This window comes from Flavobacterium sp. HJSW_4, assembly GCF_042436695.1.
Classification (GTDB): Bacteria; Bacteroidota; Bacteroidia; order Flavobacteriales; family Flavobacteriaceae; genus Flavobacterium.
Map to the genome: position 1 here is coordinate 23,548 of NZ_JBHNPP010000021.1, position 24,084 is coordinate 47,631.

The 24,084-nt window shown below is 34.2% G+C and carries 19 protein-coding genes; 17 read left to right on the plus strand and 2 right to left on the minus strand.

Annotated elements, in window-relative coordinates; all coding sequences use genetic code 11:
- The first annotated feature begins 31 nt into the window (after positions 1 to 31).
- From ACE01P_RS17865 to ACE01P_RS17905, 9 genes are all read left to right on the plus strand, one after another.
- Positions 32 to 574, plus strand: a complete 543-nt coding sequence (locus tag ACE01P_RS17865) for a hypothetical protein (protein ID WP_379700241.1) — start codon at positions 32 to 34, stop codon at positions 572 to 574.
- The gene (locus ACE01P_RS17870; RefSeq protein ID WP_379700242.1) at positions 574 to 720 is read left to right on the plus strand and encodes a hypothetical protein; all 147 of its coding nucleotides are present in this window, start codon (positions 574 to 576) and stop codon (positions 718 to 720) included. Before ACE01P_RS17865 ends, ACE01P_RS17870 begins: the two co-directional genes overlap by 1 nt.
- 86 nt (positions 721 to 806) lie before the next feature.
- Positions 807 to 1,040, plus strand: a complete 234-nt coding sequence (locus ACE01P_RS17875; protein ID WP_095931642.1) for a hypothetical protein — start codon at positions 807 to 809, stop codon at positions 1,038 to 1,040.
- On the plus strand, positions 1,012 to 1,410 hold the full coding sequence (locus ACE01P_RS17880) for a YchJ family protein (RefSeq protein WP_379700243.1): 399 nt from the start codon (positions 1,012 to 1,014) through the stop codon (positions 1,408 to 1,410). The genes ACE01P_RS17875 and ACE01P_RS17880 overlap by 29 nt, the downstream gene beginning before the upstream one ends.
- 106 nt (positions 1,411 to 1,516) lie before the next feature.
- On the plus strand, positions 1,517 to 2,635 hold the full coding sequence (locus ACE01P_RS17885; protein ID WP_379700244.1) for a VWA domain-containing protein: 1,119 nt from the start codon (positions 1,517 to 1,519) through the stop codon (positions 2,633 to 2,635).
- A gap of 93 nt (positions 2,636 to 2,728) precedes the next feature.
- Positions 2,729 to 4,192 carry a magnesium chelatase gene (locus ACE01P_RS17890; protein ID WP_379700246.1) on the plus strand — a complete coding sequence of 488 codons (1,464 nt, stop codon included), beginning with the start codon at positions 2,729 to 2,731 and terminating at the stop codon, positions 4,190 to 4,192.
- 220 nt (positions 4,193 to 4,412) lie between these two features.
- Positions 4,413 to 5,264, plus strand: a complete 852-nt coding sequence (locus tag ACE01P_RS17895) for an EamA family transporter (RefSeq protein ID WP_379700248.1) — start codon at positions 4,413 to 4,415, stop codon at positions 5,262 to 5,264.
- 458 nt (positions 5,265 to 5,722) lie between these two features.
- Positions 5,723 to 7,009 (plus strand): Glu/Leu/Phe/Val dehydrogenase, encoded by a 1,287-nt coding sequence (locus ACE01P_RS17900; RefSeq protein WP_379700249.1) that lies wholly within the window; start codon positions 5,723 to 5,725, stop codon positions 7,007 to 7,009.
- Positions 7,010 to 7,341: 332 nt separating this feature from the next.
- A complete protein-coding gene (locus ACE01P_RS17905; protein WP_379700251.1) occupies positions 7,342 to 8,565 on the plus strand; it encodes a sterol desaturase family protein in 1,224 nt (407 codons plus the stop codon).
- Positions 8,566 to 8,678: 113 nt separating this feature from the next.
- Here ACE01P_RS17905 and ACE01P_RS17910 read toward each other — a convergent pair whose 3' ends face one another.
- Positions 8,679 to 10,277: a DUF6377 domain-containing protein gene (locus ACE01P_RS17910; RefSeq protein ID WP_379700253.1), complete on the minus strand. Its 1,599-nt coding sequence runs from the start codon at positions 10,275 to 10,277 to the stop codon at positions 8,679 to 8,681.
- Between the two features lie 483 nt (positions 10,278 to 10,760).
- Here ACE01P_RS17910 and ACE01P_RS17915 point away from each other — a divergent pair, with 483 nt between their 5' ends.
- From ACE01P_RS17915 to ACE01P_RS17940, 6 genes are all read left to right on the plus strand, one after another.
- Positions 10,761 to 11,282 carry a DUF5004 domain-containing protein gene (locus ACE01P_RS17915; protein WP_379700254.1) on the plus strand — a complete coding sequence of 174 codons (522 nt, stop codon included), beginning with the start codon at positions 10,761 to 10,763 and terminating at the stop codon, positions 11,280 to 11,282.
- Between the two features lie 8 nt (positions 11,283 to 11,290).
- On the plus strand, positions 11,291 to 12,373 hold the full coding sequence (locus ACE01P_RS17920; protein ID WP_379700256.1) for a hypothetical protein: 1,083 nt from the start codon (positions 11,291 to 11,293) through the stop codon (positions 12,371 to 12,373).
- 28 nt (positions 12,374 to 12,401) lie between these two features.
- The gene (locus ACE01P_RS17925; protein ID WP_379700257.1) at positions 12,402 to 15,416 is read left to right on the plus strand and encodes a SusC/RagA family TonB-linked outer membrane protein; all 3,015 of its coding nucleotides are present in this window, start codon (positions 12,402 to 12,404) and stop codon (positions 15,414 to 15,416) included.
- Between the two features lie 28 nt (positions 15,417 to 15,444).
- Positions 15,445 to 16,956 carry a RagB/SusD family nutrient uptake outer membrane protein gene (locus tag ACE01P_RS17930; protein ID WP_379700258.1) on the plus strand — a complete coding sequence of 504 codons (1,512 nt, stop codon included), beginning with the start codon at positions 15,445 to 15,447 and terminating at the stop codon, positions 16,954 to 16,956.
- Positions 16,957 to 17,223: 267 nt separating this feature from the next.
- Positions 17,224 to 18,468: a glycoside hydrolase family 71/99-like protein gene (locus tag ACE01P_RS17935; protein ID WP_379700259.1), complete on the plus strand. Its 1,245-nt coding sequence runs from the start codon at positions 17,224 to 17,226 to the stop codon at positions 18,466 to 18,468.
- A 25-nt stretch (positions 18,469 to 18,493) separates the two neighbouring features.
- A complete protein-coding gene (locus ACE01P_RS17940) occupies positions 18,494 to 20,512 on the plus strand; it encodes a glycoside hydrolase family 97 protein (protein WP_379700261.1) in 2,019 nt (672 codons plus the stop codon).
- A gap of 346 nt (positions 20,513 to 20,858) precedes the next feature.
- Here the strand turns inward: ACE01P_RS17940 and ACE01P_RS17945 are convergent, their stop codons facing one another.
- Entirely contained in the window at positions 20,859 to 21,773 is a 915-nt protein-coding gene (locus ACE01P_RS17945; RefSeq protein WP_379700263.1) for a hypothetical protein, read from the minus strand.
- A 174-nt stretch (positions 21,774 to 21,947) separates the two neighbouring features.
- Between ACE01P_RS17945 and ACE01P_RS17950 the strand changes: the two genes are divergently transcribed.
- Both ACE01P_RS17950 and ACE01P_RS17955 read left to right on the plus strand, forming a co-directional pair.
- Positions 21,948 to 22,424, plus strand: a complete 477-nt coding sequence (locus ACE01P_RS17950; protein ID WP_379700265.1) for a MarR family winged helix-turn-helix transcriptional regulator — start codon at positions 21,948 to 21,950, stop codon at positions 22,422 to 22,424.
- 60 nt (positions 22,425 to 22,484) lie between these two features.
- Positions 22,485 to 23,906 carry an MATE family efflux transporter gene (locus tag ACE01P_RS17955; protein WP_379700267.1) on the plus strand — a complete coding sequence of 474 codons (1,422 nt, stop codon included), beginning with the start codon at positions 22,485 to 22,487 and terminating at the stop codon, positions 23,904 to 23,906.
- Positions 23,907 to 24,084: the final 178 nt, after the last annotated feature.

Genomic DNA, 24,084 nt, shown 5'->3' on the forward strand with positions numbered 1-24,084 from the left:
GGAGTTCGCGCTAATCTGAGTATATTTGCACATGCAGAAAAATTTTAAACCACATCCCAATTCTTTTAAAAATACGTTTTGTGCTTTTAATGAAGTACTTCCAGATTCAATTCAAGGATTAAAAAAGCAATTTGAAAGTAAAGCAGGAAGTACCTATTATTATACAGAAGAAGGTATGTATCGCGTTTCAAATCATTGGGGAAGATTGGCGAATAGCAAATGGCGCTTAATTGCTCGAAATCCAGAAACGGAATCGAAAACTAAAATTGGTTTTGCAAAATGGGATGAGTTTTACCCAGATAATGCCGAAGAAAAATTGTACTATATAAAAGCCGATTTCGAAAACAATCTTGCGAATTACGAACATAAAAATAATCCAGAATACGACGGAAAAGCAATTTTAAGAACGAGTTTTGAAACCACAAAAAGATTAAAACAAGTTCGAAATTTGCAGCAACTAACTTCTTGGGCCAAATATTTCGATTATGATGATATTGATGAATTGCGAAAAGAAATCATCAACGAATTGATTTTTACAGAAAAAACGTTAGAACAAATTAAAAGAGAGGTGTAATGGGAAGAAATAACGAAAAGAACATCAAAAAGCACAACGATAAATTGCATAAAGCTCAAGCGAAAGCCAAACAAGCTGAAATTTCACGCAAAGAAAAGTTGAAAGAAATAATGAAGAAATTCAACGAAAGTAAAAACGAAGAATAAAATATTTGTTTCAGGTTTCAAGTTTAAAGTTGCAAGTTAAAGCAACGAACCTGAAACCTGAAACTTGAAACAAAACAAACAAAAAAATGAATAGTAAATTCGAAGAATTAAAAGCAAACGTGCAGGAAATCATTGATTTGATTGCCGCGAAAAACGACAGAGAAGCAAACAATAAATTATTGGAAGTAAGTGAAACATTAGACGAAATGATTGATTTTGCTGAAGAAGACGAAGAAGTTCGCGAAATAACTCGTTATCAAGTTTTATTGAATCAGCTTCACGTTAAAATTAATGGAGAAGAACCAGTTGATGGAGAGTAAAAAATGCTTCTGCGACACGGGATTGCTTTTTGAAAATTGCTGCGGATTATATTTGAACAACAATCAAAAAGCGCCTTCAGCATTAACTTTAATGCGATCGAGATATTCGGCGTACGCCACTCATAATGCTGATTATCTAATGGAAACAACTTATATTTCTGAACGAAAATATTATTCGGAACCAGAAATTTTAAGATGGGCAATTTCTAATAAATGGCAGAAATTGGAGATTTTGAGTTCTTCTGAAAATACTGTAGAATTCAAAGCTTACTTTTTAGATTCAGATAATAAACCGCAAGTTCATTACGAATTCTCTACTTTTAAATTCGAAAATGGCGCTTGGTATTATTTGGACGGAAAGTTTGAATAATTATTATATCTAACACTGTTAGTCCCGATTTTTGGTTAAATATTTTAACTAAAAATTAATAAACGATTCGTTTTTCATAATTCTAAAAAGATGTAATTTTAGATTTATGAAAAACGAATTTAAAAAAGGCTTTTATTTTAAGACTTACGAAGCTCCTTTTCAGTCTCCGTTTGACAAACTTTTTACGATTTTTAAAGAGTTGATCACTCATACTTCGGGTGATTTTGATGAAGCAATCAACTGGCTTCGGGAACTGGATATCGAATACAAACTTACCGACGAAAATTATACTATTGACGATTTTATCGAAGATCTCAAGAAAAAAGGATACATCAGAGATGAAGTAAAAGGGGATGGAAGTAACGGTTTTGGAATAACTGCAAAGACCGAAAGAGCAATTAGACAACAAGCTTTAGATCAGATTTTCGGAAATCTGAAAAGATCTGGAAGCGGAAATCATAAAACAAAACATGCTGGAAATGGCGATGAACATACTGGCGAATTCCGTGATTTTAATTTTGGTGATAGTTTGGAAAGAATTTCGTTAACCGAAAGTCTTCGAAATGCTCAAATTAACAACGGTGTTGAAAGTTTTATGTTAACCGAAAATGATTTGGTTGTTGAAGAAGCGCAGTACAAAGCACAAATGAGTACTGTTCTGATGATCGACATTAGCCACAGTATGATTTTGTATGGCGAAGACCGAATTACTCCTGCTAAAAAAGTAGCAATGGCTTTGGCAGAATTAATCACAACAAGATACCCTAAAGATACGTTAGATATTTTAGTTTTCGGAAATGATGCTTGGACGATTCCGATCAAAGATTTACCTTATTTGCAAGTTGGACCTTATCATACGAATACGGTCGCTGGTTTGCAGTTAGCGATGGATATTCTTCGCAGAAAGCGAAATACCAACAAACAGATCTTCATGATTACCGATGGAAAACCAAGTTGCGTTCGCGAACGTGACGGTTCTTATTATATGAATAGTAATGGTTTGGATGAATATATTGTCGATAAATGTTACACGCAAGCACAACAAGCCAGAAAACTTCATATTCCGATTACGACTTTTATGATTGCTCGAGATCCGTATTTACAGCGTTTTGTGAATCAGTTTACAGAAGCAAATCAAGGAAAAGCATTTTATACTGGACTAAAAGGTTTGGGTGAAATGATTTTTGAGGATTACGAGGCGAATAGGAAGAAAAGGATTAAATAAGGTCGAAAGGCTCTGAGAACAAAGGGACAAAGGTTTCTAAACACGGTGCTCATTTCTAAAAAAAAAAACAATAAAAATTTACATTTCAATACAATGGAAATAAATACTATAAAGACTTTAGGTCAATTAAAAGCCGCTGGATATAAAAGTACAAGCATAAAAGACGAATTGCGTAATAATCTTCGTGAGAAAATCAAATCGGGGAAACCTGTTTTTGAAGGAGTTCACGGATTTGAAAATACAGTAATTCCAGAATTAGAACGTGCGATTTTATCTCGCCATAACATCAATTTGCTAGGACTTCGTGGACAAGCGAAAACTCGTTTGGCGCGCAAAATGGTGGAATTATTAGACGAATATATTCCGTTTGTGGAAGGTTCAGAAATTAATGATGATCCATTAAATCCAATTTCTCGTTTTGCGAAGGATTTAATTGCTGAAAAAGGAGACGAAACTCCAATTTCATGGTTGCACAGAAGCGAACGTTTCTTCGAAAAACTGGCAACTCCAGACGTAACCGTTGCAGATTTAATTGGAGATGTCGACCCAATTAAAGCAGCAAATTTAAAATTATCTTATGCAGACGATCGTGTAATTCACTTCGGAATGATTCCGAGAGCGAATCGCTGTATTTTTGTAATTAACGAATTACCTGATTTACAAGCTAGAATTCAAGTTGCTTTATTTAATATTTTGCAAGAAGGCGATATTCAAATTAGAGGATTCAAATTGAGAATGCCTTTAGATATGCAGTTTGTTTTCACGGCAAATCCAGAAGATTATACCAATAGAGGAAGTATTGTAACGCCTTTAAAAGATAGAATTGGTTCGCAAATTTTGACGCATTATCCTGAAAGTATTGAGATTGCGAGAACGATTACAGAACAAGAATCTAAATTAGATCAAAACCAAAGTGATGCTGTTTATGTTCCGAGTTTAGCGAGAGATATTTTAGAACAAATTAGTTTTGAAGCTCGTGAAAGCGAATACATCGACAACAAAAGTGGTGTAAGTGCGAGAATGAGTATTACAGCATTCGAAAACTTAATTAGTACAGCAGAACGTCGCGCTTTGATTTCTGGCGTTGATAAAACGTCATTACGCTTATCAGATTTTGTTGGAATCATTCCAGCAATCACAGGAAAAGTAGAATTGGTTTACGAAGGAGAGCAGGAGGGAGCTGATGTTGTAGCAGAAACTTTAATTGGTTCTGCAATTAAAACGTTATTCCCAGAATATTTCCCTAAAATTGAAAAATTGGAAAAGCCAGACGAAAAAACGCCATATTCTGATGTTGTAGAATGGTTTTTTGCGGAAAGCGGTTTCGAATTATTGGACGATGCTTCAGACAAAGAATACAAAAGTATTTTAGACGAAGTAACTCCGCTTGACGAATTATTGAAAAAATATCAGCCTCAATTGGCAAAAGAAGATATTTACTTTATGAAAGAATTCATTCTTTGGGGATTGGTTGAATATAAAAAACTGAGCAAAGACCGTTTTGCAAAAGGAAATCAGTTTAGAGATATTTACGGAAGTTACATTAGTAAATTCTAAAAAAGATAGGATTAAGGTTTAATCAATAAAAATCTGCTTTGATCTGTCTAAATCTGCGTGAAAAATCTAAGCGTAAAAGTTATTTCACGCAGATTTAGACAGATTAAATTGGATTTTTTTACTAAAAGCCTGAATATACAATCTGGTCTAGCTGGTTTTTTAAAACCGGCTGGGCTTTTTTATTTTGCAATAGTTACTTTTACAGTCCAAAAATAAATTTATGTTATTCCTTATATTAAGTATTCTTTGCAGTGTTATTGTGGGTGTTATATTCAAGATTTCTAGAAAATATAATGCTAATCCGTCACAGATTATTTCATTCAATTACATTGCCGCGATTACGCTTTGTTACTTTACTTTTACGCCAGATCTTAACGCTTTAGACAATAATGCACCTTTAGAAATTTACACTTCTGTTGGAATTTTACTTCCAATATTATTTCTTTTTCTGGCACTTTCGATAAAATATATGGGAATTGCAAAAACCGATGCAGCACAAAGATTATCATTGTTTATTCCGATTTTGGCAGCTTGGCTTTTATTTAATGAAGGATTTAATACCTATAAAGTTATTGGAGTGTTAGTTGGTTTTGCAGCACTTTTATTCATTTTAAAAAAGCCATCAGACAATACAGAAAACAAATGGGTTTATCCAGCTGCAGTTTTACTTGGTTTTGGAGTTGTCGATATTCTTTTTAAGAAAATTGCCTTATATACGGTTGTTCCTTACACAACATCTTTATTTTTCGTTTTCCTAATTGCTTTTGCAGTTTCTGTTCTATTAGTGGCTTACAAGCTATTTATAGCAAAAGAAAGTTTTGTTTTAAAAAGCATTCCTTTTGGAATATTGGTTGGAATCTTCAACTTCGGAAATATATTATTCTATTTAAAAGCGCATAAAGCATTTGCAGAAAATCCGTCAACGGTTTTTGCCGGAATGAATATGGGCGTAATTATTTTAGGAACTCTGATTGGAGCTTTTTTCTTCAAAGAGAAACTATCTAAAATCAATATTTTAGGTTTGTTTTTAGCTTTAGTTGCAGTTGTTTTTATTGTTTTATCGCAATTGTAGTAAATTTTTTTAAGGCTTAATCCTTTAGTTTACAGTAGTTTTAATAAGTGATTATGTTTTCCTTTAAAATAAACTCGACTAATTCTATAGAATTTATAAATATATTTTTGTAGATTTGTCTCAACAATGGAAAACTATAGCCGAAATATTATGACGTCTTTCAAATGCAGCTTTGCGATGTGCTGTATGATGAATCACGTTTTGAAATGGCGTTAATAGAGAAAGTACTTGTTAGTTATTTTTTTTTTTTTAGCCTTTCATTGCACCATGAAAGGCTTTTTTTTGAATCGTTAAAAAATCTAGATATGAGAACCAACAGAAATATGAAAATTTTGATGCGCAGATGCTTAATCAAGATTCCGTGTTGCAACTAAATTGAAGAATAAAGAGAAAGTATCTTCAAAAAGTGAAGATCATTAAAACATAAAAAGATAACCCAAACCAAAAAACTATATACTATGAGCTCAGAAATTATAAAACATAATCCGTTTCAATCGATGATTGATCGTTTTAATATCGCTGCAGATATTTTGAATTTAGATGATTCTATCAGACAGAAATTGCAACGCCCAGAAAAACAAATTACAGTTAACTTTTCTATTACTTTAGATAATGGAAACGTTCAGAATTTCGAAGGTTACCGCGTAATTCACAACACAGCTTTAGGACCTTCAAAAGGCGGAATTCGTTACGATACTGCTGTAAATATTGATGAAGTAAAAGCACTTGCCGCCTGGATGACCTGGAAATCTGCTGTAACTGGAATTCCCTTTGGTGGTGCAAAAGGCGGCATTATTTGCGACCCAAGAAAGCATTCTAAAACAGAATTAGAAAAAATTACAAGAGCTTACACCAAAGCTTTAGCCGATATTTTCGGACCAGAAAAAGATGTTCCCGCTCCAGATATGGGAACTGGTCCAGATGAAATGGACTGGCTGATGGATGAATTTTCGTTATTGCACGGAAGACCAATTCATGCCGTTGTAACAGGAAAACATCTTCATTCTGGAGGATCTTTGGGTAGAGTAGAAGCGACAGGAAGAGGAGTTAGCATTATTACACTTTTAGCACTTCAAAAACTAAAAATCAGACCTGCGAGAGCTACGGCAGCCATTCAAGGATTTGGAAATGTCGGATTACATTCTGCTTTATTTCTGCACGAAAAAGGAGTGAAAATTGTTGCTGTAAGTGATGTTTCAGAAGCTTTTTATAATCCAAATGGAATTAATATTCCAGAGTTGATTTTGTACTATAATTTGAATAACAAAACTATAAAAGGCTATCCAAATTCGGTTGCAATTAAACACGAAGATTTATTGCTTTTAGATGTTGATGTCTTGATTCCAGCTGCGAAAGAAGATGTGATTACACAGAAAAACGCAAAAGATATTCAGGCAAGAATTATTATTGAAGCGGCAAATGGCCCAGTTTCTTCAGATGCAGATCAGATTTTACATGATAAAAATATATTAGTTGTTCCTGATATTTTAGCCAATGCAGGCGGTGTTACCGTTTCTTATTTCGAATGGCTTCAGAACTCACTTTTGGAGTCTTGGAGAATTCACCAGATTAACAAACGTCTGGAAGATATTTTAGAGAAAGGTTTTGATACTGTTTTTAGAGTTGCAGTAAAACACGATGTAACGCCTCGTATTGCGGCTTATATTATTGCTTTGAAAAAAGTAGCCGAAACACAGTCGGTTAAAGAAGTTGCTTTGGAAGCTCCTTTATTTAAGCAGAATTAAAAATCAGGTTTACTTCGTAAAAGATCATTTTCGTTGATTACGTTTTTTGTCTCTCGCAAAAGAACGTAATTGATGGAAGTGTCTTTTTCGTTTGAGCTTTTAAATATAATTTTTAAACCGTTAGGTGATTCTAACACATAGAAACATTCCCGATGGCTATCGGGATTGCAAGTCTAGAAAAGGCGTTTCACTAATTTCAATACACATAGCTATGTGTTGAAGCTTGCTTTTTTTATAATCTCAAGCGGAAGCAAATAAAAATCTATGTCTCTATGTGTTAAAATTAAATGACTCAATATATAATTTTTTAGAATCGAAAAGTATCATACAAAATGAAAAACATCAATTTTCTAGCATTTGCCATGCCGGCCTTTTTTCTTTTTTTATTTTTAGAATATAAGCTTGCTCAACGCAGAAAAAGGCCTGAAATTTTTAATTATGAAAGTTCTGTTTCCAATATTTCCATCGGAATTGCAGAGCGTTTGATTAACTTATTTGTTGCGGCGAGTTTTTACCAATTGTATTATTTGATTTATGACGATTATAGAATATTTGATATTCCAAGTAATGCTTTAGTTTGGTTTGCATTAATCCTTGCAACCGATTTTGTTTGGTATTGGTATCATCGTTTAGGACATGAAGTCAATTTTTTCTGGGCAGCGCATATTGTACATCATCATAGCGAAGAATTTAATTTTACGGCTGCAGTCAGAATTACAACCTTTCAAGCAATTATTCGAACAGGATTTTGGTGTATTTTGCCTTTTGTTGGTTTTCATCCTACAATGGTCATTACAATGCTGATTGTTCATGGTGCTTATTCTTTCTTTACACATACACAGCTTATTGGGAAAATAAAATGGCTGGAATATGTTTTTGTAACGCCTTCTGTTCACGGAGTTCATCATGCTTCTGACGAAAAATATCTAGATAAAAATTACGGTGATATGTTCACTTTTTGGGATCGTCTTTTTGGAACTTTCCAAACTGAAGAAGAAAAACCAAAATACGGATTAACACATCCGCTAAAAAGCTATAGTTTCTTGTGGCAGCATTTTCATTATTACTTCGAAATCTACGAATTATGGAAACGCTCCAGCGGATTCAAAGCAAGATGGAATGCCATTTTCGGAAGCCCAGCCGATATGGATCAAGATATTCGTCCGATTTTAGAAAAGCGTTTTCTACAAGATAAAGCGGCTCCAAATCAACGACTTAGATTTAAAAATTACCTTTATATACAGTTGGGAATCTGTACGTTAATTTTAACCGTTTTTACTTATTATTTCGATTATTTAGAAAGCTATGACAAGATATTTGTGCTTTCGCTAGTCATTATAACCTTAATCAATTGCGGTGCTTTATTAGAACAGCGCAAATGGATTTACTATTTAGAATATGCTCGTCTCGCCTTGATTTCGACTTATTTTTTATACGAAGAAGATTTGCTAATATTTTTCTTTGTTCCAATCGCAATTATGATTTTTGTGGAGCAGTTGTTTTCGTTGAGTAAAATTTATCAGAATACAATTTTGCAATTGGAAAGTGCTGATTAAAAAATAGCCACGAATTCACGAATTTTCTTTTTTTTATCAATTCGTGTAATTATTGCGCATAAATTTCACGTATAATTTTGAATAAAATTCGTGAATTCGTGGCTAAAAAAAAATTAAATGGTTTTAATCTCCATAATCTTCTGCTCAAAAGTATCTTTAAAATCAGATTTGCTTTTAATTCTGGTTTTGTACGTGTAGATTGTAGCTACAGAAAGTTCAAGAAATTCGGCCATTTGACTGCTGTCTTGAATTCCTAATCTGTACAAAGCAAAAATTCGCAATTCCGTATTCAAAAGTTCGCCTTTTTTGACAATGCATTTATGATCATTTGGGAATAAATTATTGAAATCCGTTACAAATGTTGGAAACAGTTTCAAGAAGATTTCATCAAACTGATGGAAAAGATTTTCTCTTTCTTCCTTTACATTATATCGCTTTAAACTCGCAATAACTTCATCTGTTTTTTTAGTGATGATTTTATGCAACGTGCTTTTCTGAATATGATCTATTTTATTAATGAAAGCCGAAGTTGCTTTTATAAAATACGTAATATATTCTTCTTTAATCGCATTGGCTTCGCTTAAACTCACATTCATTTCTTGTAATTGCAAGTACGAATCGGCCATGATTTTTCGGGCTTTATTTTTCTCTTTCAATTGTTTGAAAATGATTCCGAGGAAAACGAAAATAATAACCGTAAGAATCGTCAATAGAATAATGATCTTCTCCAGTTTGTCATTTTTATCTTTTACATTATTCAGTTGCGCTTTTTCGATAATAGGAAGAATCGACGAAATTTCAATCTTTCGATGCCTTGCATTGTAAAAAGTTGCGTCGTCCATTGCGATGTTTATGTATTCGTTGGCTTTATCCAAATATCCCATTTTAAAGAGTTCGTTGGCTAAATTTCGAAGCGCAACGGTTTCTTTAGTTGCATTTTTAACATCGGCAATTGCGGCAAGCGCCAAATATTGAATGGCTTTTTTTGTGTAACCTCGCTCTGAATAAATATAACCAAGGCTCGAAGTTGCGATTCCATAATAATCTGGAGGCAGCTTGTAGTTGTTAATCCAATAACTGAAAGCAAATTCAGCACCGCGCCAATCTTGCTGTTTCAAGCGTTTTAAACTTTCTGCTGCCCAATATTCATTTGTATTCGTTTCGATTAATTGTAATGCTTTTTTCAGAAAATAATTTCCCTGCTGTATGTAATGAATATTAAACCGTTTATCGCTACTATAATCGGCTAAATCGTAATAAGCACGCGCTTTGATGCTATAGTATTCAAATCCATTTTTGATATCCAATTTGCTTTCATCAATCACATTTAAAGTATCAATTGCTTCTTTAAAAAGTCCAGAAGAAAGCAGAACAAAACCTTCTTTTATTCGACTTTTAGCTAAATACTTCGGATTTTTTAAAGCTTTTGCCTTGATTTTTGCTTCATCTAAATAATAATATGCCGAATCGTATTTAAACGATTTGTATTCATCAAATAAAGACATATAGCAATTGTAGAGCTCTTCATTATTTTGATTGAGCGTAAACTTGGATACATTTTTCTTTAAAGCTTCTATTTTTCGATATTTCTGTTTCAGGTAAACCTCTTTTTTCAAGAGAGCCTGATCTAATTCTTCTAAATAAGGATTTGTCTCTTTCGCAGTAAGAGAAAAGCCTACTAAGAAGAAAAGCAGCATCAATATTATTCGCATGATTTTGTTTTGGTTTAGGGAAAAGGTGGGTTGGTTGATATAGTTAGTTAATTCGATTTAAAATTAAGAATAAGTTTGAGATTAAGCTAAATCTGTTTTTGCGGAATCTTGTAAATAGTTTAATAACATCGCTTTAAAAGGGGATTTTCGGAGTGAAAACAAGCTGTAAATGTTAAAAATAGGTAATTTATTTGCAATTATACAATAAAAACTACTTATATATATGCATAGTGAAAAAAATATCCCTATTATTTTACATATTGTCATTTTTACCATATAGAAACAGCTAATATTTATCTAAACAGCATCTTGATTTTTTGCTTATAAGTAAAATTATAAAGTATTGACTATTAGTTTTTTATGTTTTTAATTCATTCAATTTGATCTTGATTTTTCTCAGATTTTTTTTTTAGGATTTATTTAACGTCTAGTTTCGCTGTATCCTTTTGAAGGGGATAACAAACTAACGAAAACCAAAAATTTATGAAATGTAAAAGTCTTTATTGGCTAGCTTTTATGATGTGTTTTTTTGCTATTGGATGCGATAACACAGATGACGGAAGCTACGTAGAACCAATTACCCTTTATGAAAAAGTAAATGGAAATTGGGGATTAACAAATCTGAAAATGGTTGATGAAGTTGCGAAAGCAAATAAGATCGAACCAAACGAAGAAAACTTGAGTACTTACTTTAACTACGAAGATTTTAAAATCAAATTTAACGTAGATGGAGACAACAAACCAACAAGTTATGAAGTAACGGGAGATGTTCCTCCGTTATTTGCTCCTAAGGGATATTGGGCACTTAGCTCAGAGTTTCAATCGACAACTGGTGTTGGAACAAAAATTTATCTGTATAGCGATGCTCAGAAAACGCAAAAAACAGATGAACTTAGATTGATTTCAGTTCCAGGTAAAAGCAAAGAAATGCAGATTCAATTGGCGCATTCTTCTGGCGGTGTAGATTTCGTGTCTTATGTGTTTAAATTAAATGCTATTAATTAAAAAGTAATATGAAAAAGTTTATATATACAATTTTACTTGCCTTGTTGATGGCTCCTAATTTTATTCAGGCACAGGAAACTGCTGGATCTGTGGGACCAATGTCATCATTTCCTGTTGTTTACAAATATGATGAACAAGTTACTTGGTATTTTGATATGTCGGCATCGACATTTGCTGAAACAGAAGATTTATATATCTGGATCTGGTCTCCATCTGAACCAGATGCTGGAAACTGGGAAAACTCTTCAGATTTTGCAAAACTGAAATATGAAGGAAATAAAATCTGGAGCTTTACTTTAACCCCGACACTTTATTTTTCTAAAACTCCAGAACAAATTGCAGCGAGTGACGGATTCTGGTTTCGTTTAAAAAACAAAAATGGATCTAAACAAAGTGAAGTTGCCAATATGGCTTACACTGATTTTTCGTCGTTTTATACAGCAAATGAGTTAATTAGATCTTATCCCTCAAAACCTTTAATTGATAAACCAGTAAGTATTTTATTCAATTCTAATTTGAAAGATGGTTTTGCAGGTGTTGAAAGTGTTCATTTTCATAGCGGACTAAACGATTGGGCAGTTTTACAAGAATACCAAGCTTGGCTTCCAGAAGTATCTGAAAAGACAAAATTGAAAGATCTTGGAAACGGTTTTTACAGAATGGATTTGATTCCACAGAAATACTACAATACAGAACCAGGTTTTGTTATGGAAAATATTACTTTCCTAATGGTAGCAAAAGATTGGACAGCAAATTCTGGCGATCAGGTTATTTATGCAGGAGAATTTATTCCGCCACCACCACCAAGTTTTGCTTTCTTTCCATCACAAATCAGTCAAAAAGATTTTCTTGGAATGTCAAGAAAAAATAACGAAGCAGGTGTAAACAAATTAATCTACACGATTACAGCTGGACCAAAAACAATTTCAGGTGAGTTTACTGGAGGAACTGCAGAAATTAAAGGTTTTGTCAATCTGGTTTCAGAACTTAATGGAATTCCAAGTTTAAGTGAAATCCATGTTTTGGTAAAAGACAATAAAGACAAAACGATTTCGGATACGACGATTCCGCTAAAAACTTTAGATAAATAATCACTATTAAATTAAAACACCAATTCTAATGAATAGTAAAAATACAAAAAGCGTCCTGCATCAAATGTGGACTGCTAAGGCAGCGGTATTGATGATTTTTATGCTTTTTCTTACTGCCAATTCTTTCGCGCAGACGAAAAAGATATCAGGAACTGTTTATGACAATACTGGGAATGTATTGCCAGGTACTTCTATCATTGAAGTAGGAACTAAAAACGGAACTACAACAGATTTTGATGGTAAGTTTAGCCTTCAGGTAGCCGTAGGAAGTGCAATCGAAATTTCGTTTATCGGAGCCACAACTCAAAAAGTTCAGATAACGGGTAATACGGCTAATTACGAAGTGCGCCTGCAAAATGACGGATATGCATTGGCAGAAGTACAAGTGGTTTCTGTAGGTTACGGAAAAGTGAAAAAATCAGATTTAACTGGAGCAATTTCTACGGTTGGAGCAGATGAATTGCTAAAAGGAACTATTGGTTCTACAGAGCAGGTTTTGCAAGGAAAAGTAGCGGGATTAAGTATTATTCGTCCTTCTGGAGATCCAGCTGCAGCTTCTACAATTCGTCTTCGTGGAGGAACTTCTTTAACAGCAAGCAACAGTCCGTTAATTGTTGTGGATGGAATTGCAGGAGTTGATATCAATGTGGTTCAGCCTTCAGATATTAAATCGGTTGACGTTCTTAAAGATGCATCGGCAACAGCAATTTATGGTTCTCGTGGAGCAAACGGGGTAATCATGATAACTACAAAATCGGGTACAAAAGGAGTTTCTGTTGTTTATAACGGACAAACAGGTATTGGTTATGTAAACAATAATTTAGATCTTCTTTCGGCAAATCAATGGAGAGGATATGTACGCCAAAATCAAATTGCAGATGCCGTAGATTATGGTGGAAATACTAACTGGCAGAAAGCAATCGAACAGACTTCAGTTTCTCAATCGCACACTTTAAGCATCAATTCTGGAAAAGCAGATAGCGGTTTTAGAACTTCACTTTCGTACTTAAATAACGAAGGAGTTATCAAAAAATCTGGATTAGAAAGATTAAGTGGAAATGTTAGTGCTTACCAATTTCTTGGAGACAACAAAGAAGTGAAATTTGATATGGGATTATTTGCAAACATTGACAAATGGCATCCAATTGATTATAGAATTTTTGAAAGAGCTTACAACTTAAATCCCACGATTCCAGTTTATGATTCAGAAGGAAATTTCAGTGCAGTAGTTGGAAATCTTTATCAAAATCCTGTTGAGATTTTAACAAATAGAACTTTTGATAACGAAAGACATAGACTTTTAGGTTACTTTAAAACAGATGTAAAATTCTTAAACGATTTTACTGCTACAGCAAATATTTCGTTAGAGCACAATGCAGTAAAAGCAGGAACTTACAAACCATCTTACGCGGTTATGGAAGGGCAGACTGAAGGCGGTTTTGCACAAAGAACCTATGCAGAATATACTAATGCACAAGGAGAACTTTATGTAAATTATAGCAAAATTATAGACAAACATAACATCAGCGCTTTGGCTGGATATTCTTATCTAGAAAATATCTATCAAGGTTTTGGAGCACAAAGAGGAGGTTTTGTTACAGATGCATTTAGTTATAATAATTTAGGTGCTGGTTACAACTATCGTTTGACTGATGTTTATTCATACAAAGGAAAATCAAATTTAGTGTCTTTTTATGCTCGTGCAAATTACGGTTACGACGGTAAATATTTATTGACTGCAACTGTAAGACGTGACGGATCTAGCCGTTTTGGAGAAAACAATAAATGGGGAACTTTCCCATCTGCTTCTGCGGCTTGGAGAATTTCTAACGAAGAATTTATGGAATCTTCAAAAGGTTGGTTAGACAACTTAAAACTGAGAGTTGGTTACGGAGTTACAGGAAATCAAGACGGAATTGGTGAGTACAAATCGCTTTCTATTTTAGGAGTTGGAAGCGACAGTTACTACGATCCCGTTACTAAAACGTGGAGTTTGGCTTATTCTCCAAAACAAAATCCAAATCCTGATTTGAAATGGGAATCTACAGAGCAAATTAACGTTGGTTTTGATTTCGGACTTTTCAATAGAATTACAGGATCTTTTGAATATTATTCTAAGAAAACAAAAGATTTATTATACACGTATGAAGTGCCCCAGCCACCTTATTTAGTTGGAACAATGCTGGCTAACGTTGGTGAAATGTCAAATAAAGGAGTAGAGTTAACTTTAAACGCTGACATTATTAAAGGGGATAAATTCAACTGGAATGCGAATTTGACACTTGGACATAACGTTCAGAAAATCGAGAAACTTTCTAATCCAACATATAAAACAGATGTTATCTACAGCGGATCTCTTCATGGTTTAGCAGGTATGTCTGGACAATATTCTCAAATTATTGCTGAAGGATATCCTGTTGGAACTTTCTGGGGATTCAAAAATGCTGGTTTAGATGCTGATGGAAAAATTCAATATTACAATGCTGCAGGACAAGTAGTTGCTGAAAGCGCTTTGGTTGATGCTGATAAAACAGATTTAGGAAACATTCAGCCAGATTTGACTTTAGGTATCGGAATGAACTTTACTTATGGAAATTTTGATCTTGGATTTTCTGGATACGGAATGTTTGGACAAAAGGCTTTAAATGCTACAAATATGATGTTAAACGATCCGAACAGATTACCAGCTTTTAATGTGCCAGATTCTTTCTTAAGCAGCGGTATTACTTCGTCTCCAAAATATTCAGATTACTGGATCGAAGACGCTTCTTTCTTCAGACTTCAAACAGTGACTTTTGGTTATACTTTACCATTGAAATACAAAAAATCTAAGTTTAGAATGTATGTAATGGGCGAAAACTTATTTGTAATTACAGGTTACAAAGGTGTAGATCCAGAGATTGGTTTAAATGCTCAGGACGGAATAAACCAAACTGGAAAAATGGATCAAACTGGTTTGGCAGCTCCTGGAATTGACAGATACAACAATTATCCTCGACCAACTACAATTTCTGTTGGATTAAATTTTACGCTGAATAACTAAGCGAATTGATAACCATAAAATATTAACAATGAAAATCAAAATAACAGCAGCAATACTTTTAAGCATGCTTTTTACGGTATCATGTACTGATTTGAACGAACAGTTGTATGATCAGGTAGAAGATGGAAATTTCGGAAATACATCCAAAGAAATCGATGCGCTGGTAGGTGGAGCTTATTCTTCGTTAAGAGGATTCTCTGATGCAATCTCAAATAATTTCCCGACTTGTGAATATGTTTTCTTTTTGAATGAAGTAGTTTCAGATGAAGCTACAATTCCGACAAGAGGTACAAACTGGTACGATGGCGGACAATATCAAGATGCTCAAAAACATACTTGGAAATCAGATAACAGAATGATTCTTTCGGCTTGGCGTTACAACTATACTGGAATTGCTAAGATCAACGCAATCATTTATCAGATCAATAAATCGTCTCTTAGCGAAAAATCAAAAGAGCCAATTTTTGCAGAATTAAAAGCGCTTAGAGCGTATTACTACTACAATCTTTTAGATTTATTCGGAAATGTGCCAATTGTAACCAATTTTGAAGATACAGATCTTCCAAGCAATTCAACAAGAAAACAAGTTTACGATTTTGTTGAAAAAGAATTGACAGATGCTATTCCGCATTTAAATCCAAATCCAGTGTATTCTAAATTAACTAGAAATGTAGCATATTCTATTTTGGCTAGATTATATCTTAATTCGGAAGCATTTATTGGCCAGGCTCGTTGGCAAGATTGCATCGACATGTGCCAGAAAGTTACAGGATACAGTCTGACACCAGATTTCTTTTCGAATTTTGTGACAGAAAATCAGACTTCTCCTGAAATTATTTTTGCTATTCCTTACGATTCAAAAGCAGGAACAGTTGGAAATTATATGAACTCAATGTCTGCACATTACAACCAAAAATTAGCGATTTCAGCAATTCCAAACAATTATCCTTGGAGCGCAAACGGAATGTGCGCTCAGCCAGGAGTTTATTCTGCTTTTGCTGACACAGACAAAAGAAAGAAATGTATGCTAGAAGGCGATCAGATCAATCTTGCAACTGGAACTGTGATTATGATGGACAACGGAGAACCGCTTACTTATACAGAAAACTTAACAAGTCTGGAAGATGCAAAAGAGAATGAAGGAGTTCGTTTGTCTAAATACGAAATGAAAGCAGGAGAACAATGGGAACGTGATCATGATTTTGTTTTAATCCGTTACTCAGAAATCTTGATGATGCAGGCAGAATGCTACGTTCGTTTAGGTTCGCCAGATTTAGCTAGACCATTTGTACAGCAAGTAGCGTCTCGTGCAGGCGAAGAATTGCCAGCAACGATTGACCTTGCCTTTATAGATCAAGAATTGTTGAAAGAATTTACATTCGAAGGAAGAAGAAGAACAGACAACATTCGTTTCGGAACATTCTTCGAGCCATGGTGGTCAAAAGGTACAACAGAGAAATACAGAGCAATTTTCCCAATTCCAAGTACTGTTTTAACTACAAATAAAAACCTTAAACAAAATCCTGGGTATCCAAATTAGGTTACTAGAATGTCAGTCTTCCATGTTGGTTAGTCGTGGAAGGCTGACATGTTTTTAAACATTGCATTTAAATAGATCTACAATGCTTAAAATGTATTTAACACATAGAAACATAGATTTTTATGTGTAAAAAAAGGAGAAGGAAAGAAACTAGTTTCTCACACATAGCTATGTGTATGTATGTGAGTGAAACGCCTTTTTCTAAGTTTCCAAAGCTATGTTTCTATGTGTTTAAATTATTAAGTATAAATAAAATAGTATCTCAATATGAAAAGATATATCACATCGTTGGTTTTTGGTTTGATGAGCATTGTGATGGTTGCTGGCTGCAGCAGCGATGACAAAGGTTCAGACAAACCAGTAGAACCAGAAAAAACAGAACCTGTTGCGATTGAGAAAACCAACAGCACCAAAATTTATATGCACTACATGCCGTGGTTTGAAACCAACGAAAGCAGTGCCGATAAAAAATGGGGATATCATTGGACAATGGCAAACAAAAATCCGAATAACGTAGGAGCAAACGGCCGAAAAGAAATTGCATCGTACTATTATCCGCTAATTGGACCTTATCACTCAGGCGATAAAAATGTGATCGAAAATCATTTACTGTTGATGAAATATTCCGGAATTGATGGAATACTGATTGATTGGTACGGCACTTACGATGTAAACGATTATGCAATGGTCAAAGAAAATACAGATCAATTAATCGAAATGCTTGACAAAGTAGGTTTGGAATATGCGATTGTATACGAAGACCGATTTCTGACAAATGTTGTTAATGCAGGAAAAGCAATTTCAGTAACTGGCGCAGCAAAAACAGATTTGGCTTATGTAGAGAAAAATTATTTTTCTGATGCTAATTATATCAAAATCAATGGTAAACCGCTATTAATGAATTTTGGACCAATTGTTCTCAAAACCCCAGCTGAATGGACAAATGTCTTTAATACTTTAACAGCAAAACCAACTTTCCTAACACTTTGGGATCATTCTTCATTGGCTGGAGAAAATGCTTCTGGCGAATATGCTTGGGTGTATAAAGACAATAGTTATCTAACAAATTTCTATACCAATACCAAACCAAAATTGGGTGTTGCAATGGGTAGCGCTTATCCTGGTTTTAAAGATTTTTATGCTGAAGGCGGAGGCGGTGCAGCAATCGGATGGACGATTGAACACAACAATGGAGCTACATTGGACGAAACTTTAGCTTTAGCTAAAAATGCAAACATCAACTACCTGCAGCTGATTACATGGAATGATTTCGGAGAAGGAACCATGATGGAGCCAACAGTTGAATTTGGTTATTCTTTCATTGAAAAAATAAAAGCTTTTGCTGGAGTAAAAAATACTGAAAGTGTATTTCCAGATATCAGCAAATTGTATGATTTACGCGTACAGAAAAAAGGAAATGTCGAAGCCCAGAAAAAACTCGACCAAGCGTTTAATTATTTTGTTTCAATGCAGCCAGCAAAAGCGAAACAAACATTAAGCGAAATAAAATAGAGCTGTAATTAATACAATATAAATAATGAAAAACAGAAAATATAGATACTGTCTAATAGCTTTTGCCTCGATGCTCGTTATGGCTTGCAGTACTAAAAAAACGTATAAAATCAGTTCTCCGGAAAAGGTTTCTGAATTAACTTTTGAATTAACTCCTTCTGGACAGCCTCAATATAGTTTTTCGTCTAACGGAAAATCGGTTATTGAACCTTCACTTATGGGATTTGAATTTCAAGGTTTGGCCAAAATGACCGACGGTTTCGAAGTGGTTTCAACAGAAGAAAAATCAGCAGACGAAACTTGGGAACAGCCTTGGGGCGAATTCAAAAAAGTAAGAGATCATCATAACGAACTCATTGTTCACTTAAAAGAAGCAAAAGGCGAGGAGCGTTTGGTTGATATCATTTTTAGAGTTTTTGATGATGGAGTTGGATTTCGTTATGAATTTCCAAAACAGCGTCATTTAGGTAAGGTTAAAATTTCGAATGAAGTAACACAATTTACTTTTAAAGACAATAACGAAGTTTGGTGGATTCCAGTTCACCGCGAAAACAGTTATTACGAAAGTGAATATCGCAAAACTTTAATGAGCAAAACTGATACGATCAATACGCCTGCAACTTTCGAAACTAAAGACAAATTGTACGTAGCGATTCACGAAGCCAACTTAACAGATTTTGCTTCAATGACACTTTTAAAAACTACAGAGAAACAATACAAAAGCGATTTAGTGCCGTGGGCTGATGGTGTAAAAGTATATGCAGAAACTCCTTTTAAAACACCTTGGAGAACTATTGTAGTGGGTAAAACTCCAGGAGATGTGGCAACTTCTACTATTATGCTAAATCTAAACGAACCATCAAAAATTGAAGATTTATCTTGGATAACGCCTTCAAAATATATCGGAATTTGGTGGGGAATGCATTTAGAAAAATACACTTGGGGACAAGGGCCAAAACATGGTGCAACAACTAAAAACACAAAAGAATACATTGATTTTGCTGCGAAAAATGGCTTTGACGGAGTGTTGGTCGAAGGCTGGAATGAAGGTTGGGACGGAGACTGGACAGCAGACGGTTCTGCATTTAGTTTCGTAAAAGCGTACCCAGATTTTAATTTAGAAGAAATCACCAAATATGCAGCTATGAAAAATGTTCGTTTAATTGGACATCATGAAACAGCTGGAGCAACCAAAAATTACGAAAACCAATTGGAAGATGCATTCAAACTGTATCAAAAAATGGGTGTGAACTCGGTTAAAACAGGTTATGTAAATAAATTTTTAGATAAAAAAGAATGGCATGATAGCCAATACGGAGCTCGTCATTACAGAAAAGTAATCGAAATGGCTGCTAAATACCATATCATGATTGATAACCACGAACCAATGAAAGGAACGGGTTTACAACGTACTTATCCGAATTTTATGTCACAAGAAGGCGGACGCGGGCAAGAATATAATGCATGGTCTGTAGACGGAGGAAATACACCAGAACATTTAACCACTTTGCCTTTTACAAGAATGCTTTCTGGACCATTTGATTACACGCCAGGAAACTTCAATTTTGATTACAAAACTCCTTCTGGAGCAAAAGTGCAGACGACTTTGGCAAACCAATTGGCATTGTATGTAATTATTTTCAGTCCGTTGCAAATGGCTTCAGACCTACCTGAAAACTATGAAGGAAAACCAGAATTTCAATTTGTAAAAGATGTGCCTTGCACTTGGTCAGATACCAAAGTTTTAGATTCAAAAATTGGAGAATATACCACAATTGCCCGTAAAGATTGGGAGGAGAAAAATTGGTATTTAGGTTCGATTACCAATAAAAATGCAAGAGATTTAAAAGTGGCGCTTTCATTCTTAGACAAAGACAAAGAATACGAAGCAGAAATCTATGCAGATGGAGAAGGAGCAAATTATAAAACAAATCCGTATCCTGTTACAATCTCTAAACAAAAAGTAAATAGTAAAACGATATTAGATATCAAATTAGCAGCTGGCGGAGGAACAGCAGTGAAATTTTCTCCGATCGAAAAATAGTTTTTTAAGATTCTAAGTTTCTAAGATGCTGAGTTTCTAAGTTTTTTAGATTCTAGTTTATAAAGTTTTATTTTGAGTTAAGTAAGTTTAAGTTTGGTGACAAACCCGATAGCTGAGAAGTTATAGGGTTTGTTTTTTATTTTACCGAAGAGAACGCAATGAAATTTTTATTGAAAATCTAAATAGAGTTTAAAAAAAAGTTCGCAAAGCTTTGTGGATATAGTTTTGCGAACTTTTTCATTTTAATGATTCTTAAAATCTTAGCGTTCTTTGCGTAAATCTAAGCGTTCTCTGCGGTAAAAAAAACTTAGAATCTTAGCGTCTCAGCACCTTAGTAACTTAGAACTTATTTAGTAACTTTTACATGTTTTCCAAAAGTGTAAACAGCAGTAATTGTTGGACCATTATAACCCCATTTTAGGAAGCCGTTTAAACGTTCCTGAACTGTATCTACTCTAAAATTCAATCCAGTATAACCTGCAGTAAGACTAAAGTTTTGATGAACATTATATAAAACAGACAAACCATAACTTATAATTCGGCCGTCGGTATTATCAATTTGTACAGCAAGATAATTTACGTTTGCATATAAACCCCAGCGTTTTCCCAAAACAAATTCACCCCAAATTCCAACATCTGGCAGCGGTGCAGTAAAGTCAAAACTATCATGCTTTTCTATGCTTTGTGTGTTGGCTTCTAATTGCAAACCTAAATCTGCGAAAAGAACATGGGCTCCAACCAATAAACCAGCCTGATACTTTGGTTTAGAAAGAATGGCGTAACCATAAGCAACCCTCATAATTTGAACATTAAAAGTACCTCTAACTCTTCCATTTACTTCATAGGTATTGTCTCCAAAGTTAATATCTCTTTGCAGCGTCTTGGTTGCAGTTCTATCTAATACAAAATATTCAAAACCCAATCTTGATCTCTTAGATATTCTCCAGTCAAATGTTCCTAAAAAAGACGCAGTTGATTTAGAAAAACCTAAATCATTTTCAAGATCAATTTCAGTTCCTATATTTCCGTTGTTGCCTTCAACTTTAACTATGGTATTATTTACAGGAAAAAAACCTCCGGCAGAAACTTTAAATCGTCTATTATGCCAGGGCAGATCTTCTAAGCTAGTATCTTGAAAATCTTTGTTTTCGGTTTTTAAATTTGCTGTTAAATCTTCATTATTAGTGGATTCAGCAACAGTCTGAGCATTTAGCGGAATCCAAAGGAGCATCATTACCAAAAAAATAAATAATTGTTTCATCAGAGTAGTTTTTAAGTTTTTATTAGGTAATATTTAACATTTAAAGTTAGTAAAAATAATCGTTCAATTTTGTTTTTGAAGTTGAAATATTTTTTCGAATCAATTGGATATCAGTAAAATAAGAATTTTATTTAAAAATAGTTGACATGTCAATCTTTTTCGTAATTTTGCATCATGGAAAATAAACAAACAGATAAAGAAGGTTTTTCAAATTTTTGGAAAGAAGAAATATCAGATAGTTTCTTCTTTCAGATTCACCGTATAAAACGAGCAATTTTTAGACGAACAAATGCTTTAATGACAGAAGCAGGAATTACGTTGCAGTTGGAACAATTGCCATTGCTGATGATTTTAAATCAAAAAAGTCTTTCGCAAAGAGAATTGTCAGACAAAACAATGCGTGATAAATCGTCTATCTTGAGAAGTATTTCAGCACTTGAGAAAAAGAATTTGGTTGAGGTGGTAAAAGATAAAGTAGACAAACGCAAAAACATTGTAAGTCTTACTGATGAAGGAATTTCACTAGCAAAAAGCATTCGTTCGCTGATGAAAAGGGCAGAAGAGGAAGTAATGTCTGTTTTTTCTCCAAAAGAAAGAATTGAAGCGTTGAATGCAGTAAGATCTTATGCAGACAAGCTAGAAACTCTTTAATTTTTTTTGAACTTTAAAAGTTGACATGTCAACTGATTTTTAAATTGTTATTTTAAATAAATGAAAAAAAATGAATTGTTAGAAGGGCCAATCCTTTCTTCATTATTAAAATTAGCAGTTCCGATTATGATTGCTAATTTACTACAAGCCGCATATCAGTTGGTTGATGCTTTTTGGGTCGGACGTTTAGGAGGAGATGCCGTTGCAGCGGTTTCGATAAGCACGCCTGTAATATTTTTAACCATTGCTTTAGGAACAGGATTGGCGATTGCTGGTTCTATTTTAATCGCGCAATATTTTGGTGCAGGAAACCAAAAAATGGTCAATCACGTGGCGGCGCAGACTTTATCAATGGTGATTATAGTTTCTATCGTTTTATCGATTATAGGCTATATTTTAAGTCCGTATTTTTTATATCTGCTAAAGGTAGAGCCGGCGGTTTATGTTGATGCATTAGGATTTATGCGTGTAGCTTTTATTGGTTTGGTTTTTAGTTTCGGATTTATGATTTTCCAATCGATTATGCGCGGAGTTGGACGTGTGACGTTGCCGGTTTATATTGTTTTGGGAACTGTGATTTTGAATTTTGCCTTAGATCCATTGTTTATTTATGGATGGAATTTTATTCCGCCTTTGGGCGTAAAAGGTGCGGCTTTGGCAACTTTATTCACACAACTTCTGGCTATTATAATTGGTTTCGCAATTTTGTTTAGAGGAAAACACGGAATTCATCTTCGCATTTCCGATTTTAAACCGGATTATAAACATATTAAAAGAGCTTTTGAAATTGGATTTCCTTCTTCAATCGAACAATCTATGCGCGCGTTAGGAATGATGGCGATTACGTTTCTAATTGTCCGTTTCGGAACTTTAACGGTTGCGTCTTATGGGGCAGGTTCAAACTTAATTCAGCTGATTTTAATTCCTGCTTTAGGATTATCAATGGCAATTGCGACTCTTGTGGGACAAAATATTGGTGCAGGAAATATTGATCGCGCAGGAGAAATTTCAAAACTTGGAGCGTATCTAGGTTTCGGATTATTGACGGGTCTTGGAATCAGCGCTTTTATTTTTGCGCCGTATTTAATCGCATTTTTTGTTCCAAACGATCAAGCGGTTATTAAAGGAGGAACAGAGTTGCTGAGAATTACCTGTCTTTCATGGGGATTTTTAGGTTTGCAGCTTTGCTTAACGGGAGTTTTTCGTGCCGTAGGAAACACAAAATTACCAATGATTCTAACTTTGGTTTCGCAATGGGTAATTCAGTTTCCATTGGCTTATATCTTGTCTCACAATACTTCTCTGGGTAAAATCGGAATTTGGTGGGCTTTTCCAATTGCTTCAGTTGTAACGGCTTTGATTACTTTAATTCTTTACATAAAAGGAGATTGGAAGAAAGAAAAACTTACAGGAAAAACAAATAAACTAATTGATAAAGTTGAACGTGAAATAGTTAAGGAAGGGTATGATATTTCTAAGTAAGGTTCTGAGGTTCTAAGTAACAAAGGGACAAAGTTTTTTTGTAGAGATGCACTGCAGTGTATCTAATCAAAGATTGGCAGATTAAGGATATTCTTTTTGAAAATTTAAAGGCGCGATTTTTTCGCGTCTTTTTTTGTAATATTTTTTTGCTAAAAATAAATTTTCAGTATATTAGAAA

Excerpts from the sequence above, each read along its gene's own strand:
- ACE01P_RS17875 (WP_095931642.1), top strand. The coding sequence starts at position 807 with ATGAATAGTAAATTCGAAGAATTAAAAGCAAACGTGCAGGAAATCATT.
- ACE01P_RS17865 (WP_379700241.1), top strand. The coding sequence starts at position 32 with ATGCAGAAAAATTTTAAACCACATCCCAATTCTTTTAAAAATACGTTT.
- ACE01P_RS17890 (WP_379700246.1), top strand. The coding sequence starts at position 2,729 with ATGGAAATAAATACTATAAAGACTTTAGGTCAATTAAAAGCCGCTGGA.
- ACE01P_RS17885 (WP_379700244.1), top strand. The coding sequence starts at position 1,517 with ATGAAAAACGAATTTAAAAAAGGCTTTTATTTTAAGACTTACGAAGCT.
- ACE01P_RS17870 (WP_379700242.1), top strand. The coding sequence starts at position 574 with ATGGGAAGAAATAACGAAAAGAACATCAAAAAGCACAACGATAAATTG.
- ACE01P_RS17945 (WP_379700263.1), bottom strand. The coding sequence starts at position 21,773 with ATGAAACAATTATTTATTTTTTTGGTAATGATGCTCCTTTGGATTCCG.
- ACE01P_RS17935 (WP_379700259.1), top strand. The coding sequence starts at position 17,224 with ATGAAAAGATATATCACATCGTTGGTTTTTGGTTTGATGAGCATTGTG.
- ACE01P_RS17910 (WP_379700253.1), bottom strand. The coding sequence starts at position 10,277 with ATGCGAATAATATTGATGCTGCTTTTCTTCTTAGTAGGCTTTTCTCTT.
- ACE01P_RS17900 (WP_379700249.1), top strand. The coding sequence starts at position 5,723 with ATGAGCTCAGAAATTATAAAACATAATCCGTTTCAATCGATGATTGAT.
- ACE01P_RS17915 (WP_379700254.1), top strand. The coding sequence starts at position 10,761 with ATGAAATGTAAAAGTCTTTATTGGCTAGCTTTTATGATGTGTTTTTTT.
- ACE01P_RS17905 (WP_379700251.1), top strand. The coding sequence starts at position 7,342 with ATGAAAAACATCAATTTTCTAGCATTTGCCATGCCGGCCTTTTTTCTT.
- ACE01P_RS17950 (WP_379700265.1), top strand. The coding sequence starts at position 21,948 with ATGGAAAATAAACAAACAGATAAAGAAGGTTTTTCAAATTTTTGGAAA.
- ACE01P_RS17920 (WP_379700256.1), top strand. The coding sequence starts at position 11,291 with ATGAAAAAGTTTATATATACAATTTTACTTGCCTTGTTGATGGCTCCT.
- ACE01P_RS17955 (WP_379700267.1), top strand. The coding sequence starts at position 22,485 with ATGAAAAAAAATGAATTGTTAGAAGGGCCAATCCTTTCTTCATTATTA.
- ACE01P_RS17930 (WP_379700258.1), top strand. The coding sequence starts at position 15,445 with ATGAAAATCAAAATAACAGCAGCAATACTTTTAAGCATGCTTTTTACG.
- ACE01P_RS17940 (WP_379700261.1), top strand. The coding sequence starts at position 18,494 with ATGAAAAACAGAAAATATAGATACTGTCTAATAGCTTTTGCCTCGATG.
- ACE01P_RS17925 (WP_379700257.1), top strand. The coding sequence starts at position 12,402 with ATGAATAGTAAAAATACAAAAAGCGTCCTGCATCAAATGTGGACTGCT.
- ACE01P_RS17895 (WP_379700248.1), top strand. The coding sequence starts at position 4,413 with ATGTTATTCCTTATATTAAGTATTCTTTGCAGTGTTATTGTGGGTGTT.
- ACE01P_RS17880 (WP_379700243.1), top strand. The coding sequence starts at position 1,012 with ATGGAGAAGAACCAGTTGATGGAGAGTAAAAAATGCTTCTGCGACACG.